This window comes from Pseudomonas sp. NY8896, assembly GCF_039634505.1.
In genome coordinates this window covers 2,060,721-2,075,022 of record NZ_CP132350.1, presented here as the reverse complement: position 1 = coordinate 2,075,022, position 14,302 = coordinate 2,060,721, and the positions used below count along the sequence as shown (strand labels likewise).

Here is a 14,302-nt window from a genome sequence, read left to right as displayed (position 1 = left end):
ATTACTCTTCGCTGGTGTGCACTTTGCGGTGCAGGATCGCCTGGAACTCGTCGGCGAAGGTGTAGTAACGACCGATCAGCACTTCACTGCGCGCGGCGAAACGGTTGTAGGCGATGACCGCCGGGATCGCTGCGAACAGGCCGATGGCGGTGGCGATCAGCGCTTCGGCGATACCTGGGGCGACTGTGGCCAGGGTGGCTTGCTGGGCGCTGGCCAGGCCGCGGAAGGAGTTCATGATGCCCCATACGGTACCGAACAGGCCGATGTACGGGCTGGTGGAACCAACGGTGGCCAGGAACGGCAGGCTCTGTTCGAGTTTTTCTTCCTCGCGAGAAATGGCCACGCGCATGGCACGGCCAACGCCTTCCATCACCGCGTCCGGGTCAACGCCCGGTTGCTGGCGCAGGCGCGAGAACTCCTTGAAGCCGGCACGGAACACCTGCTCCACGCCAGAGTCCGGGTCTGGGTTGCTGCCTGCCTGGCGGTACAGCTTGGACAGGTCGATGCCCGACCAGAAGCGCTCCTCGAAGGCATCCAGCGCACGACGACCGGCGCGCAGCATGGTGCTGCGCTGGAAGATCATGATCCATGAGGTGACCGAGGCGGCCACCAGGGTCAGCATTACCAGCTGTACCACCACGCTGGCATTGCTGACCAGACTCCACATGGAGGTATGGTCGACGACGTTAGCTTCCACGCTTATTCTCCTGCATTCGATTGATTACCCGAGCCGTCCGCCATAAAGGCTTCGCGCAGCTGGGGGGGTATGGCTCGGGGTTTGAAAGTGTCGGCGCGCACGGCGGCCACCAGGAACTGCCCTTCGCAAAGCAGCGTGTCATCCTTTTCCCGCCAGACCTGCTGCACGAAGCGCAAGCTGGCGCGATTGAGTTCAAGTACTTGCGCGGTCACCCGCAGTTCGTCATCAAGCCGCGCCGGCGCGTGATACCGCGCTTCGCTGGAATGAACCACGAACAGCAGGTTGTCTTCGGCCAGTTGCGACTGGGAAAAGCCCAGGTGCCGCAGGCGTTCGGTGCGCGCGCGCTCCATGAATTTCAGGTAGTTGACGTAATACACCACGCCGCCCGCATCGGTATCTTCGTAATAGACGCGACAACGGTGTGCGAACGGTTCGAGCTGATTTTGCGCGCGCATACTCTAGTGCTTACTCCTCAGCTTGCCAATCCGCTGTGGCAACTGTTTTTTCTTCATTGATGTCTTATTGCCAGCGCACTTTGGGCATGCCAGCGGTAGGACCACGAAAAGTCGCTTTCGATCTGTCATTCATCGCCTGGCTCGGAAAAATCACCACCCTCCCCCAAGCGCCCGGGAATATTCAGGCCAAAGTGCAGGTAGGCATGCCGGGTGACCACGCGGCCGCGCGGCGTACGCATGATGTAGCCCTGCTGGATCAGGTACGGCTCAAGCACATCCTCGATGGTATGACGCTCTTCGCTGATGGCCGCGGCCAGGTTGTCCACGCCCACCGGGCCGCCATCGAATTTTTCGATCATGGTCAACAGCAGGCGGCGGTCGGAATGATCGAAACCACGCTCGTCCACGTCCAGCAGGTTCAGCGCCATGTCGGCCACGGCCTTGGTGATCTGGCCCTTGCCGCGTACTTCGGCGTAGTCGCGTACCCGGCGCAGCAGGCGGTTGGCGATACGCGGCGTACCCCGAGCGCGGCGAGCGATCTCGTAGGCGCCGAGGTCTTCGATGGCCAGGCCAAGGATGTTGGCCGAACGGCTGACGATGGTGGCCAGGTCCTTGTCGCTGTAGAACTCCAGGCGCTGGACGATACCGAAGCGGTCACGCAACGGGTTGGTGAGCATGCCGGCACGGGTGGTAGCGCCCACCAGGGTGAACGGTGGCAGGTCCAGCTTGATCGAACGCGCCGCCGGGCCTTCGCCAATCATGATGTCGAGCTGGAAATCCTCCATGGCCGGGTACAACACCTCTTCGACGACCGGCGACAGCCGATGGATTTCGTCGATGAACAGCACATCGTGCGGCTCGAGGTTGGTCAGCATGGCTGCCAGGTCGCCAGGGCGTTCCAGAATAGGCCCCGAGGTGCTCTTCACCGACACGCCCATTTCATGGGCGATGATGTTGGCCAGGGTGGTCTTGCCCAGGCCTGGCGGGCCAAAGATCAGCGTGTGATCGAGCGACTCGCTGCGGCCACGCGCCGCCTGGATGAACAGCGCCATCTGCTCGCGCACCACCGGCTGGCCGATATAATCGTCCAGGCTCAGCGGGCGAATCGCACGGTCCTGGACCTCTTCGCGGTCGCGGCCACTGGCGGCGATCAGGCGGTCGGCTTCGATCACTTGGTTATCATCCCTTTCAGGCTGCGGCGGATCAGTTCTTCACTGCTCAAGCCGGCCTTGTCCTTGATCGCAGCGATTGCCTTGCTGGCTTCCTGCGGCTTGTAGCCGAGTGAGACCAGGGCACTGACCGCATCGGCCTCGGCGCTGGACTCGCTGGCGACCGGCAACGGCCCGTCGGACACCAGGGTGAACATGGCCGGTGACGTCTCCCAGGCTTTGAAGCGGTCCTTGAGCTCAACCAGCAAGCGTTCGGCGGTTTTTTTGCCAACACCGGGCACGCGCACCAGGGCCGACGTGTCCTGGGCTTGCACGCAGCGCACCAGTTCGTCCACTTCCAGCCCGGACATCAGCGCCAGGGCCAGCTTCGGCCCCACGCCGTTCAGGCGAATCAGCTCGCGGAACAACTCGCGCTCGCGCTTTTCGGCAAAGCCATAGAGCAAGTGGGCGTCTTCGCGCACGACCAGGTGGGTATGCACGGTGACGGCTTCGCCCACCTTGGGCAGACGGTACAGCGTGGTCATGGGAACTTCCAGTTCGTATCCCACGCCGTTGACGTCGATAATCAGGTGCGGCGGCTGTTTTTCCGCCAGGGTGCCGCGCAAACGTCCAATCACGTTCCGATCCTTCCTCTCGGGGAGCCGGTCAAAGACCGCTCAACCCTATCAGCAAATGCAGCGGGTGAACGCATCACCCGAACAAAATATGTATCAGCGCATGAAGCGCCTACAGACGCAAGCGCCCGCCGCGTCGCCGTGCCGTGGCCAGGCCATGTGGTACCAAGCTGGAACGGGTGTGAGCGTGGCACAGGGCGATGGCCAGGGCATCGGAGGCATCGATCTGTGGCTTTTGCGTCAATTTCAGCAGGTGCATGACCATCATCATCACCTGCTCCTTGTTGGCCCCACCCGTGCCGGCCACGGCCTGCTTGACCTGGGTGGCGCTGTATTCGGCGATTTCCAGGCCGGCCTCGGCGGCGGCCACGATGGCCGCGCCACGGGCCTGACCGAGCTTTAGCGCCGAATCGGCGTTGCGGGCCATGAACACCCGCTCGATACCCATGGTCACCGGGCCGTGCTGGGCGATGATTTCACTGACACCCCGAAAAACAATCTGCAGCCGCTCGTGCAGCTCGCCGCTGCCGGTGCGGATACAACCCGATGCCACGTACTCGCAACCACGGGCGGTCTGACGGACCACACCGTAACCGGTGATGCGCGAACCGGGGTCGATACCAAGAATCAGAGTCATAACACCTGCGGAGTTTTACCAATTTCACCGGTCTATTCGCGGGCAAGCCCGCCCCTACAAAGACCTCGCAGTCCCTGTAGGAGCGGGCTTGCCCGCGAATAAACCCTCAAGGCGAACGAAACAACCTTAGCCGAGGTTTTCCATGATCTCATCGGAAATCTGGGCGTTGGAGTAGACGTTCTGCACGTCGTCCAGGTCTTCGAGCATGTCGATCAGCTTGAGCACTTTTTCCGCACCGTCCTGGTCAAGTTCGGCGCTAGTGGTCGGCTGCATGACGATTTCCGCGTCAGCGGCCTTGAAGCCAGCCTCTTCCAGCGCGTTACGCACGGCATAGAAGCTATTGAACGAAGTGAACACCTCGAACGAGCCGTCATCGTTGGCCACCACGTCGTCGGCATCGGCCTCCATTGCCGCTTCCATCAACGCGTCTTCTTCAACGCCCGGGGCAAAGCTGATCTGCCCCTTGCGCTCGAACAGGTAGGCCACCGAACCGTCGGTGCCCAGGTTGCCACCGCACTTGGTAAAGGCATGGCGCACGGCGGCGGCGGTACGGTTGCGGTTGTCGGTCATGGCTTCGACCATGATCGCCACGCCACCGGGGCCGTAACCTTCGTAGCTGAGCTCTTCGACGTTGTCGCTTTCATTGGTGCCAGCGCCACGGGCCACGGCGCGGTCGATGATGTCGCGACTCATGTTGGCGCCCAGCGCCTTGTCCAGCGCCAGGCGCAAGCGCGGGTTGGATGCCGGGTCAGGGCCGCCTTGCTTGGCAGCTACCGTCAGCTCACGGATCCACTTGGTGAAGACCTTGCCTCTCTTGGCATCCTGGCGCTCTTTGCGGTGCTTGATGTTCGCCCACTTGGAATGACCAGCCATAACGACTCCGAATCCTTTGAATCACAAACAGCCCCGCCCCATGACGGGGCGGGACGGGAGAATACCTGCGCCGAAACGCAAAGGCGCATCCATATGGATGCGCCCGGGGACTGCTTACTCGACCTTGGTCTGTTCGCGCAGTCGGATGTGCAGCTCGCGCAGGGCCTTGGCGTCGACCAGGCCAGGGGCCTGGGTCATGACGCATGCAGCGCTCTGGGTTTTCGGGAACGCGATCACTTCACGGATCGACTGGGCGCCGGTCATCAGCATGACCAGGCGGTCCAGGCCGAAGGCCAGGCCGCCGTGGGGCGGTGCGCCGAATTTCAGGGCGTCGAGCAGGAAGCCGAACTTCTCTTCCTGTTCTTCTGCCTCGATACCCAGCAGGCGGAATACCGCCTGTTGCATCTCTTTACGGTGAATACGGATCGAGCCGCCACCCAGCTCGGTGCCGTTCAGGACCATGTCGTAGGCACGGGACAGGGCCGTGGCCGGGTTGGCCTCCAGCTCTTCCGGGGTGCACTTGGGCGCGGTGAACGGGTGGTGCAGCGCGGTGAAGCTACCGTCTTCGTTCTCTTCGAACATCGGGAAGTCGACGACCCACATCGGTGCCCACTCGCAGGTCAGCAGCTCGAAGTCGTGACCCAGGCGGATACGCAGCGCGCCCAGGGCTTCGCTGACCACCTTGAACTTGTCGGCGCCGAAGAACACGATGTCGCCATCTACAGCACCCACGCGGTCGAGGATGTTGTTGAGGTTGGCTTCGGGGATGTTCTTGACGATCGGCGACTGCAGGCCTTCGACGCCCTTGGCACGCTCGTTGACCTTGATGTAGGCCAGGCCCTTGGCACCGTAAATGCCGACGAACTTGGTGTACTCGTCGATCTTGCTGCGCGGCATGCTCGCACCGCCTGGCAGACGCAGGGCGGTAACACGGCACTTCGGATCGTTGGCCGGGCCGGCGAATACTTTGAAGTCGACATCCTTCAACTGGTCGGCAACGTCGACCAGTTCCAGCGGGTTACGCAGGTCTGGCTTGTCGGAGCCATAGCGGCGCATGGCCTCTTCGAAGGTCATGTGCGGGAATTCGCCGAACTCCAGGTCCAGCACTTCCTTGAACAGCTTGCGGATCATGCTTTCGGTCAAGCCCATGATCTCGCTTTCATCGAGGAAGCTGGTCTCGATGTCGATCTGGGTGAATTCCGGCTGGCGGTCGGCCCGCAGGTCTTCGTCACGGAAGCACTTGGCGATCTGGTAGTAGCGGTCGAAACCGGCGACCATCAGCAGCTGCTTGAACAGCTGTGGCGACTGCGGCAGAGCGAAGAAGCTACCGGCGTGGGTACGGCTTGGCACCAGGTAGTCACGCGCACCTTCCGGGGTAGCACGGGTGAGGATCGGGGTTTCGACGTCGAGGAAACCATTTTCGTCGAGGAAGCGACGAATGCTGCTGGTGATGCGCGAGCGCAGGCGCAGCTTGTCAGCCATTTCCGGGCGACGCAGATCGATGAAGCGGTAACGCAGGCGGGTTTCCTCGCCGACGTCGGAGTATTCGTTCAGCGGGAACGGCGGGGTTTCTGCTTCGTTGAGCACGTTCAGCTGGTAGCCGAGGATCTCGATTGCACCGGACGCCATGTTGGCATTCACCGCACCGTCAGGGCGCTTGCGGACCTTGCCGGTGATCTGCACGACGTATTCGCTGCGCACACGGTCGGCAGCGGCGAAGGTTTCGGCGCGATCCGGGTCGAACACGACCTGGGCCATGCCTTCGCGGTCACGGATGTCGAGGAAGATCACCCCGCCGTGGTCGCGGCGACGATGGACCCAGCCGCAAAGGGTGACTTCCTGGCCGTCCAGGCTCTCGTTCAGTTGGCCGCAATAATGGCTGCGCATCATGATGGTGGTTTCGCTTCTCGTGATTCGTGTATTCGGTGGAGGCCTTGGCCGCCCGGAGGGCTAATACTGCAAGACCCGGTCACAGCATTCAACTCAGTCGGCCTTGTCGCCGCCTGCCAGATTCTTTTTCGCCCCGGTCTTGAAGTCGGTTTCGTACCAACCATTACCGCTCAGGCGGAAGCCTGGCACCGACAGCAGCTTTTTCAGTGCCGGCGCCTGGCAGGCCGGGCAATCGACCAGCGGCGCGGCACTGATCTTCTGCAGCACTTCCATGCGGTGCTCGCAGGACGCACATTGATAGTCATAAAGGGGCATGGGTGTCTCTCGTCAACCACAACGCTGGCTGCCGGGGCAGCAAAAAGCGGGATTATATATGGTTAGCAAGCACTGCGCAGCCCGCCAGGCGATCAGCGCGCACTTGGCGGGTTCTGAAGCCACGCCACGCAGATGACCCGGATCAGCCCGCTGAAGTTGCGCACCCCACCCTGGCGCAGGTGCACTTCGCGGTCCACGTAGGACAACACGGCACTGACCGAGCAGCGGTTGGCAGCGGCGATGCGCTCCAGGATACCCCAGTAGACGGCCTCCAGGCGCAGACACGTGGAAAAGCCGTTGAGCCGCACCGAGCGCGACACCGGTTGGGCCTGCAACATGTCGAAATCCGCCTTGAACGGATCGATGCATTGTTTTGCGGGCCAACTCCCCTGGCCAATACTACGTTTGCTCGCTTGCATCATGCGCCACACTTCCTCGTCACAGGTACCAGGCGACCTATGAAGCGCTGATGCGCGAGCTTAAAGCAGCGGCAAAATCTTCCTGCACAACCTCTAGACCCCGGCCGGGCATGCCGACCAGGGCTTTTGCACGATGGCCGTTACTTGCCGTCGAGCAGCACCCGCAGCATCCAGGCGGTTTTCTCGTGCACTTGCATGCGCTGGGTCAGCAAGTCGGCGGTCGGCTCGTCACTGACTTTGTCCACCACCGGGAAAATACTGCGCGCAGTACGCACCACGGCCTCCTGACCCTGCACCAGCTGACGGATCATTTCGTCCGCAGGGGGCACGCCTTCCTCCTCCTTGATCGACGAGTGCCGCGCGTAGAATGCATACGACCCCGGCGCCGGGAAGCCCAGGGCACGGATGCGCTCGGCGATCGAATCGACTGCCAGCGCCAGTTCGTTGTACTGCTCTTCGAACATCAAATGCAGGGTGCGGAACGACGGACCGGTGACGTTCCAGTGAAAGTTATGGGTTTTCAGATACAGCACATAGGTATCCGACAACAGACGGGACAGCCCATCGACGATGGACTTGCGATCTTCTTCACTGATACCGATATCGATTGCCATGAAGTTCCCCTTTCCATAAGGCTTGAGACTCAAGCGGGCGCCGACCACTGTAGCAACACTTGGCGCATGCCGCATGTGACATGGCGCAACACATCGCCCGCCGGGCGGCCTGCGGTTTGAGTAGGCTGCGGCTTTACTGTTAAATAGGCACCGTGCCACCCGTGCGGACTGTCATTGCCGGGTGCATAGGCTGGCCTGTCCGTGTTCGCGCTCTACACCTCATGCGCACCGTGCTACCAGCTCTTCCTGTGATCGGCCTTATCAACTGTGAGCCAACCCCATGTTCAAGATCGTCCATCTGGTGACGGGCGTGGCAGCTTTGCTGCTATCGCTCATACCCAGCCTGAAAACCGATGCGACACCCTTCCTGCAGCAACCCGACGCGGTCTACCTGGCGCTGCTCGGCCTGCTCAACCTGGTACTGGCCCCGGTCGTGCCACTGTATTACCGCGGCGCGCGACAACAGCTGCAGCATCTAGCCTGCGCCCTGCTGGTGGTAGCCGTGGTACTGCAGACCCTGACGTTGCTGGCTCGCCCGGAAATGGGCAACCTGGCTGCCCTGGTCTGTGCGGTGCTGGCCGTAGCCCTGCACCTGGCCGTGGGCTTTGCCCGCACCCCGCGTAAAGCGCGCAGCAGCCAACACGCGGCACAAGATGTCGGCAGCCGTGATACCGGCACCGTCAAGTGGTTCAACACGTCGAAAGGCTTCGGTTTCATCTCCCGCGATTCGGGTGATGACATCTTCGTGCACTTTCGCGCCATTCGCGGTGAGGGCCACCGCATCCTGGTCGAAGGCCAGCGCGTGGAGTTTTCGGTGATGCACCGCGACAAGGGCCTGCAGGCCGAAGACGTGGTTGCAGTAACCCGACGCTGACGCCGCCTTCTCCGTGAGCGCGGGCTTGCCCGCTCTCACGGAGAGCATGCCCAAGCAGTAGTCAGTAATGCGGCGGCGGCGCCTCTTCCCCTTCGCTGCCGTACTGGCCAACCATCTCTTCATGACGCTTGATCAGCTCGGCCATCTGCAATTGCAGCCGGTCGATCACCCGCCCTTGCTCGACGACCACGTCATTCAGCGCCTGAATAGTGTCATCCTGAAACGCCTGACGGGTTTCCAGTTCCACCATACGCATTTCCAGTGTCATTTCAGGCCTCCTGGTAACCAGCCAATTGCAGCCCGCGCAGGCGCTGGCGAACGGCTTGCAGCTGATCATCGGTGTACGCCACCGACGGGCACTTGCCCCAAACCGGGGCCGGCCAGGCAGCATCGTCGCGCCGGCGCACGATCACATGCATATGCAGCTGGCTGACCACATTGCCCAACGTTGCCACGTTCATCTTGTCAGCGCCGTAGCTGGTCTTCAGTGCTTCGGCCAACACGGTGGTTTCCTGCCACAACTGTTGCTGTTCTGCCGCATCCAGCTCGAACAGTTCGCTGATGCCGGCGCGCTTGGGCACCAGGATGAACCATGGGTAATTGGCATCCTTGCTTAGCAGCAACTGGCACAGCGCAAACTCCCCCAGCACCAGGGAATCCAGCTGCAAACGTGAATCGAGGACGAACACGGCATATCTCCTTCAGGCAAAACCATCCCGCATCGAGCGGAAAACAGGCCTGCAAGGATACCTTGCACATTCCCGGTAACACAGCGCTACTTTTCGCACCAAAATGAGGCCGCCTGTCCGCCCTTCCCACACTTGCCACCCCACAAACGACTCTGGATGAACAAGTTGCGGTAACACATTGACTTTCATGGCAGCTTTTTAAATTTTAATGATTCTCGACTCCAATTTCTCATCAACCCGCCTTCGGCCCGTATTTACGGCACTTTCCGACCCTCGGTAGCAGGTTTTGTGAAAATTTCATGAAGTGTTGTGAATTTTGAGCACGCTTGTTGCATTCACTTCACGCCAAGTCGGCACGACATCTGCAACGGCAGGTGTACGCGACAAATAACAACAGCGGCATTGGTTACCAGGGAGTTTCCTCAACCAGAATCGGTAGTTACCGATTTGTTACGGTGACAGGAACAGCGCTGGCGTTGTACGGCCCTTAAACCGGGGCGTGATTTGCGACATGGAAATATCTAAAAGCGACATGGCGAAAAAGTTCCGCAAAGAGTGCTTATAGCCATATCGCCAACAACAGTCAGCGTGCTATACATTTTCGCCGACATAAAAAGAAAGAGCTGCCCCATATAACTAAAACACATGGACGCAGCGGTACTCTTCCTAAGGAAGGTCTGAAGTAACCCTGTATTTCCGGTCGACTTCAGCCCTTGCTGCTTTTGAAAGCGGGCCGTCGATCAAAATCGACCAGGTAACCCGCTCAGTTCTCCGTTTTTGGCCGCCGCGAGCACCTCGCAGCAGCCATTTTCCGCATTACAGGTGCACCTGTCCTGCGGTAGTCAGCAAATGTCGGCGCGCCATCCATAGGTTCGACAGCGCGAACAGCGTCACCAGCTGAGCGGTGTTCTTGGCCAGGCCACGGAAGCGCACCTTCACGTAACCGAACTGGCGCTTGATCACTCGAAACGGGTGCTCGACCTTCGCTCGCACTTGTGCCTTGGCCTTCTCGATCTTGCGCTTGGCTTTGTACAGGGCGCTGCGTTTATCGAGCTTCTTGTAGGTGCTGCGGCGTGCTGCGACCTGCCAGATCACTTCGCGGCCCGCATGTTCGGGGCGCTTTTCGACGCCGGTGTAGCCGGCATCGGCGCAGACGACGTTCTCGTTACCGTGCAGCAGTTTGTCGACCTGGGTGATATCCGCCACGTTGGCTGCCGTGCCTACCACGCTGTGTACCAGCCCCGACTCATCATCCACGCCGATGTGCGCCTTCATGCCAAAGTAATACTGGTTCCCTTTCTTGCTCTGGTGCATTTCCGGGTCGCGCTTGCCGTCCTGGTTCTTGGTCGAGCTGGGTGCGTGGATCAGTGTGGCATCGACGATAGTGCCCTGGCGCAGCGACAGGCCGCGATCCCCCAGGTAGCCATTGATTACGCCGAGGATGCCGGCTGCCAGCTCATGTTTCTCCAGCAAACGACGGAAGTTGAGGATGGTGGTTTCGTCGGGAATGCGCTCCAGGCTCAGCCCGGCGAACTGACGCAGGATGGTCGTCTCGTAGAGCGCTTCTTCCATGGCCGGGTCGCTGTAGCCGAACCAGTTCTGCATCAGATGGATACGTAACATGGCCATCAGCGGATAGGCTGGACGACCACCTTCACCCTTTGGGTAGTGTGGCTCGATCAGGGCAATCAATCCCTTCCACGGCACCACCTGATCCATCTCGATCAGGAACAATTCCTTACGGGTCTGCTTGCGCTTGCCGGCGTACTCGGCGTCGGCGAAGGTCATCTGCTTCATGGAAAAACTCGGCTGGCGGGATCGGCGTATTTCACCAGATTCGGGAAGTCTTTTTCAGACCTTCCCTAAAAACCAAAGGAGCAAATCACGATGCGCGTGATGAAGTGGAGCATGATCGCCCTGGCCGTTGCGGCAGGGACCTCGCAGTTGGCAATGGCCTCGGCACAAGACGAGTCCAAAGGTTTCATTGAAGACAGCAAGCTGAACGTCAAAACCCGCATGCTGTACTTCAGCCGAGACTTCCGCAACGTCCCGTCTGGCTCCCAGAGCCGCGTTGAAGAAACCGGCCTCGGCTTCCTCGGCACCTTCGAGTCGGGCTTCACCCAAGGTACCGTCGGCTTCGGCGTCGACGCCATCGGCATGCTCGGCATCAAGCTGGACAGCGGCAAAGGCCGTGCCGGCACCGGCCTGTTCCCGGAAGGCTCCGACGGTCGCTCGCAGGATGACTACTCCGAAGGCGGCGGCGCAGTGAAAATGCGCATTTCCAACACCGTGCTGAAGTTCGGCGACCAGTTCACCGCACTGCCAGTACTGGCTACCGACGACAGCCGACTGCTGCCGGAAGTTGCCGAAGGCGGCCTGATCACCAGCAACGAAATCGATGGCCTGACCCTGCACGCCGGTCACTTCACCGCGCTGAACGCACAGGCTCAGACTTACCACGACAGCCTGAACCTGACCGAGGCCAACGTCTTTGGTGGCACCTACGCCATCACCGAAAACCTCAGCACCAGCGTTTACTACTCGCGTGTCGAAGACCACTTCCGCAAGTGGTACGGCAACATCAACTGGGCGCTGCCGATCAGCGACAAGCAAGGCCTGGTGTTCGACTTCAACATTTACGACACCAAGTCGATCGGCGACAACCTGACCGGCGCATTCGTCAGCAAGTCCGACGGCAGCAACGAACTGGACAACATTGCAGCCAGCCTCTCGGCCGCCTACAACATTGGCGCACACACCTTCACCCTGGCCTACCAGAAAGTCAGCGGCGACGGTGACTATGCCTACGGCGTGGACGGTGGCGGCACGATCTTCCTGGCCAACTCGGTTGCCCGTTCCGACTTCAACGCCGAAGACGAAAAATCCTGGCAAGCGCGCTATGACCTGAACTTCGCCGAGTTCGGCGTACCAGGCCTGACCTTCATGACCCGTTACGTGCGCGGTACCGGTGCCTCCACCCGCACCACCGACGACGGTAAGGAATGGGAACGCGACATCGACGTCAAGTACGTGATGCAAAGCGGCCCGGCCAAGGACCTGAGCTTCCGCGTACGTCAGGCCACCTACCGTTCGGGCGATGGCGTGTACTACGGCTCCCCATCGATCGACGAACTGCGTCTGATCGTGGAGTACCCGCTGAGCATCCTGTAAGCCTGGCTTGCAGTGCCCCGCACTTGAAAAAGCCCGGCGATCACGCCGGGCTTTTTCTTGGCTGACAAGTGCCACGCCCTGGGGCATCCTGTACGCCTTCGTTTCGCCCCCGTACAATGCGGGGCTATTTCAACGTCTTAGGCAATCGACACGGCTAACCATGCGCACCAGTCAATATTTGCTCGCCACCCAGAAAGAAACCCCTGCCGACGCAGTGGTCATCAGCCATCAGCTCATGCTGCGTGCCGGCATGATCCGCAAACTGGCCTCCGGCCTGTACACCTGGCTGCCGATGGGCCTGCGGGTAATGCGCAAGGTCGAGGCCGTGGTGCGTGAGGAAATGAACGCCGCCGGCGCCCTGGAAGTGCTGATGCCGAGCATCCAGCCCGCCGAACTGTGGCAGGAATCCGGTCGCTGGGAGCAGTATGGCCCTGAGCTGCTGCGCCTGAAGGATCGCCACCAGCGCGACTTCTGCGTCGGCCCTACCCACGAAGAAGTGATCACCGATCTGGCCCGTAACGAGCTGTCCAGCTATAAACAGCTGCCGCTCAACATGTACCAGATCCAGACCAAGTTCCGTGACGAGATCCGCCCACGCTTCGGCTTGATGCGTGGCCGTGAATTCATCATGAAGGACGCCTACTCGTTCCATGCCGACCAGGCTTCCCTGCAGGAAACCTACGACCGCATGCACCAGGCGTACAGCAACGTGTTCACCCGCCTGGGCCTGGACTTCCGGCCTGTACAGGCCGACACCGGCTCGATCGGCGGCAGCTACTCGCACGAGTTCCACGTGCTGGCCGAGTCTGGCGAAGACGACGTGATCTTCAGCGACAGCTCCGATTACGCCGCCAACATCGAAAAGGCCGAGGCCATCCCGCGTGAAACCGTGCGCCCAGCCCCTACCGAGGAACTGCGCCTGGTCGACACTCCAGACGCCAAGACCATCGCCCAACTGGTGGAAAACCACGGCCTGGCGATCGAGAAAACCGTCAAGACCTTGATCGTACGCGGCGCCGAGGAAGGCAAGCTGGTGGCCCTGGTGGTACGTGGCGACCACGAGCTGAACGAAATCAAGGCCGCCAAGCTGGAGCAGGTTGCCGACCCGCTGATCATGGCCACCGACGCCGAACTGCGCGAGGCCATCGGTGCCGGCGCCGGTTCGCTCGGCCCGCTGAACCTGCCACTGGAGGTGGTGATCGACCGTTCGGTTGCACTGATGAGCGACTTCGGCATTGGCGCCAACATCGACGACAAACACTACTTCGGCGTGAACTGGGAGCGTGACCTGCCGGTTCCACAGGTCGCCGACCTGCGTAACGTGGTTGAAGGCGACCCGAGCCCGGACGGCCAGGGTACCCTGGTGATCAAGCGCGGTATCGAAGTGGGCCACATCTTCCAGCTCGGCACCAAGTACAGCGAAGCACTGAAGTGCCAGGTACTGGGCGAGAACGGCAAACCGGTCGTTCTGTCGATGGGTTGCTACGGCATCGGTGTGTCCCGTGTGGTCGCAGCTGCCATCGAGCAGAGCTATGACGACAAGGGCATCATCTGGAACGACGCCCTGGCGCCATTCCAGATTGCCCTGGTACCCCTGCGTTATGAAACCGACGTGGTCCGCGAGGCAACCGACAAGCTTTACGCCGAACTGACCGCCGCAGGCTTCGAAGTGCTGCTGGACGACCGCGACAAGAAAACCAGCCCAGGCATCAAGTTTGCCGACATGGAGCTGATCGGCATCCCGCACCGCATCGTCGTCAGCGATCGCGGCCTGGCCGACGGCAACCTGGAGTACAAGCACCGCACCGAGCAGGACGCCCAGGCGCTGCCGCTCAATGAAGTGCTGACCTTCCTGCAGGCCCGCGTTCGCCGCTGATAACCAATG

Annotated in this window: 16 protein-coding genes; 3 read left to right on the top strand and 13 right to left on the bottom strand. The window is 60.9% G+C overall.

Features of this window, described 5'->3' with window-relative positions:
• Nucleotide 1 precedes the first annotated feature (1 nt).
• From tolQ to Q9451_RS09270, 10 genes are all read right to left on the bottom strand, one after another.
• A complete protein-coding gene (gene tolQ, locus Q9451_RS09315) occupies nucleotides 2-697 on the bottom strand; it encodes a protein TolQ (protein ID WP_010952367.1) in 696 nt (231 codons plus the stop codon).
• 2 nt (nucleotides 698-699) lie between these two features.
• The gene (gene ybgC, locus Q9451_RS09310; protein WP_012273766.1) at nucleotides 700-1,152 is read right to left on the bottom strand and encodes a tol-pal system-associated acyl-CoA thioesterase; all 453 of its coding nucleotides are present in this window, start codon (nucleotides 1,150-1,152) and stop codon (nucleotides 700-702) included.
• A gap of 125 nt (nucleotides 1,153-1,277) precedes the next feature.
• Nucleotides 1,278-2,324: a Holliday junction branch migration DNA helicase RuvB gene (gene ruvB, locus Q9451_RS09305; RefSeq protein ID WP_012273767.1), complete on the bottom strand. Its 1,047-nt coding sequence runs from the start codon at nucleotides 2,322-2,324 to the stop codon at nucleotides 1,278-1,280.
• Nucleotides 2,321-2,938 (bottom strand): Holliday junction branch migration protein RuvA, encoded by a 618-nt coding sequence (ruvA, locus tag Q9451_RS09300; protein WP_012273768.1) that lies wholly within the window; start codon nucleotides 2,936-2,938, stop codon nucleotides 2,321-2,323. Before ruvA ends, ruvB begins: the two co-directional genes overlap by 4 nt.
• Nucleotides 2,939-3,047: 109 nt before the next feature.
• Entirely contained in the window at nucleotides 3,048-3,572 is a 525-nt protein-coding gene (gene ruvC / locus Q9451_RS09295; RefSeq protein WP_012273769.1) for a crossover junction endodeoxyribonuclease RuvC, read from the bottom strand.
• A 126-nt stretch (nucleotides 3,573-3,698) separates the two neighbouring features.
• On the bottom strand, nucleotides 3,699-4,445 hold the full coding sequence (locus tag Q9451_RS09290; protein ID WP_012273770.1) for a YebC/PmpR family DNA-binding transcriptional regulator: 747 nt from the start codon (nucleotides 4,443-4,445) through the stop codon (nucleotides 3,699-3,701).
• Between the two features lie 114 nt (nucleotides 4,446-4,559).
• Nucleotides 4,560-6,335 carry an aspartate--tRNA ligase gene (gene aspS, locus Q9451_RS09285; RefSeq protein ID WP_012273771.1) on the bottom strand — a complete coding sequence of 592 codons (1,776 nt, stop codon included), beginning with the start codon at nucleotides 6,333-6,335 and terminating at the stop codon, nucleotides 4,560-4,562.
• A 93-nt stretch (nucleotides 6,336-6,428) separates the two neighbouring features.
• Complete coding sequence (locus Q9451_RS09280; protein WP_012273772.1) at nucleotides 6,429-6,650, bottom strand: zinc ribbon domain-containing protein; 222 nt, start codon at nucleotides 6,648-6,650, stop codon at nucleotides 6,429-6,431.
• Between the two features lie 92 nt (nucleotides 6,651-6,742).
• Nucleotides 6,743-7,072, bottom strand: a complete 330-nt coding sequence (locus Q9451_RS09275; RefSeq protein ID WP_012273773.1) for a ribbon-helix-helix domain-containing protein — start codon at nucleotides 7,070-7,072, stop codon at nucleotides 6,743-6,745.
• A 137-nt stretch (nucleotides 7,073-7,209) separates the two neighbouring features.
• On the bottom strand, nucleotides 7,210-7,683 hold the full coding sequence (locus tag Q9451_RS09270; RefSeq protein WP_003254783.1) for a Dps family protein: 474 nt from the start codon (nucleotides 7,681-7,683) through the stop codon (nucleotides 7,210-7,212).
• 280 nt (nucleotides 7,684-7,963) lie between these two features.
• Between Q9451_RS09270 and Q9451_RS09265 the strand changes: the two genes are divergently transcribed.
• Entirely contained in the window at nucleotides 7,964-8,557 is a 594-nt protein-coding gene (locus Q9451_RS09265) for a cold-shock protein (RefSeq protein WP_012273774.1), read from the top strand.
• Between the two features lie 61 nt (nucleotides 8,558-8,618).
• Here Q9451_RS09265 and Q9451_RS09260 read toward each other — a convergent pair whose 3' ends face one another.
• From Q9451_RS09260 to Q9451_RS09250, 3 genes are all read right to left on the bottom strand, one after another.
• The gene (locus tag Q9451_RS09260; protein WP_012273775.1) at nucleotides 8,619-8,825 is read right to left on the bottom strand and encodes a SlyX family protein; all 207 of its coding nucleotides are present in this window, start codon (nucleotides 8,823-8,825) and stop codon (nucleotides 8,619-8,621) included.
• 1 nt (nucleotide 8,826) lies between these two features.
• Complete coding sequence (locus Q9451_RS09255; protein WP_012273776.1) at nucleotides 8,827-9,246, bottom strand: HIT domain-containing protein; 420 nt, start codon at nucleotides 9,244-9,246, stop codon at nucleotides 8,827-8,829.
• A gap of 816 nt (nucleotides 9,247-10,062) precedes the next feature.
• The gene (locus tag Q9451_RS09250; RefSeq protein ID WP_038410028.1) at nucleotides 10,063-11,043 is read right to left on the bottom strand and encodes an IS5-like element ISPa16 family transposase; all 981 of its coding nucleotides are present in this window, start codon (nucleotides 11,041-11,043) and stop codon (nucleotides 10,063-10,065) included.
• A 90-nt stretch (nucleotides 11,044-11,133) separates the two neighbouring features.
• Here Q9451_RS09250 and Q9451_RS09245 point away from each other — a divergent pair, with 90 nt between their 5' ends.
• Together Q9451_RS09245 and Q9451_RS09240 are read left to right on the top strand one after the other, a co-directional pair.
• A complete protein-coding gene (locus tag Q9451_RS09245) occupies nucleotides 11,134-12,417 on the top strand; it encodes an OprD family porin (RefSeq protein WP_012273777.1) in 1,284 nt (427 codons plus the stop codon).
• A gap of 160 nt (nucleotides 12,418-12,577) precedes the next feature.
• Nucleotides 12,578-14,293, top strand: coding sequence for a proline--tRNA ligase (locus Q9451_RS09240; protein ID WP_012273778.1), 1,716 nt, complete (start codon nucleotides 12,578-12,580; stop codon nucleotides 14,291-14,293).
• Nucleotides 14,294-14,302: the final 9 nt, after the last annotated feature.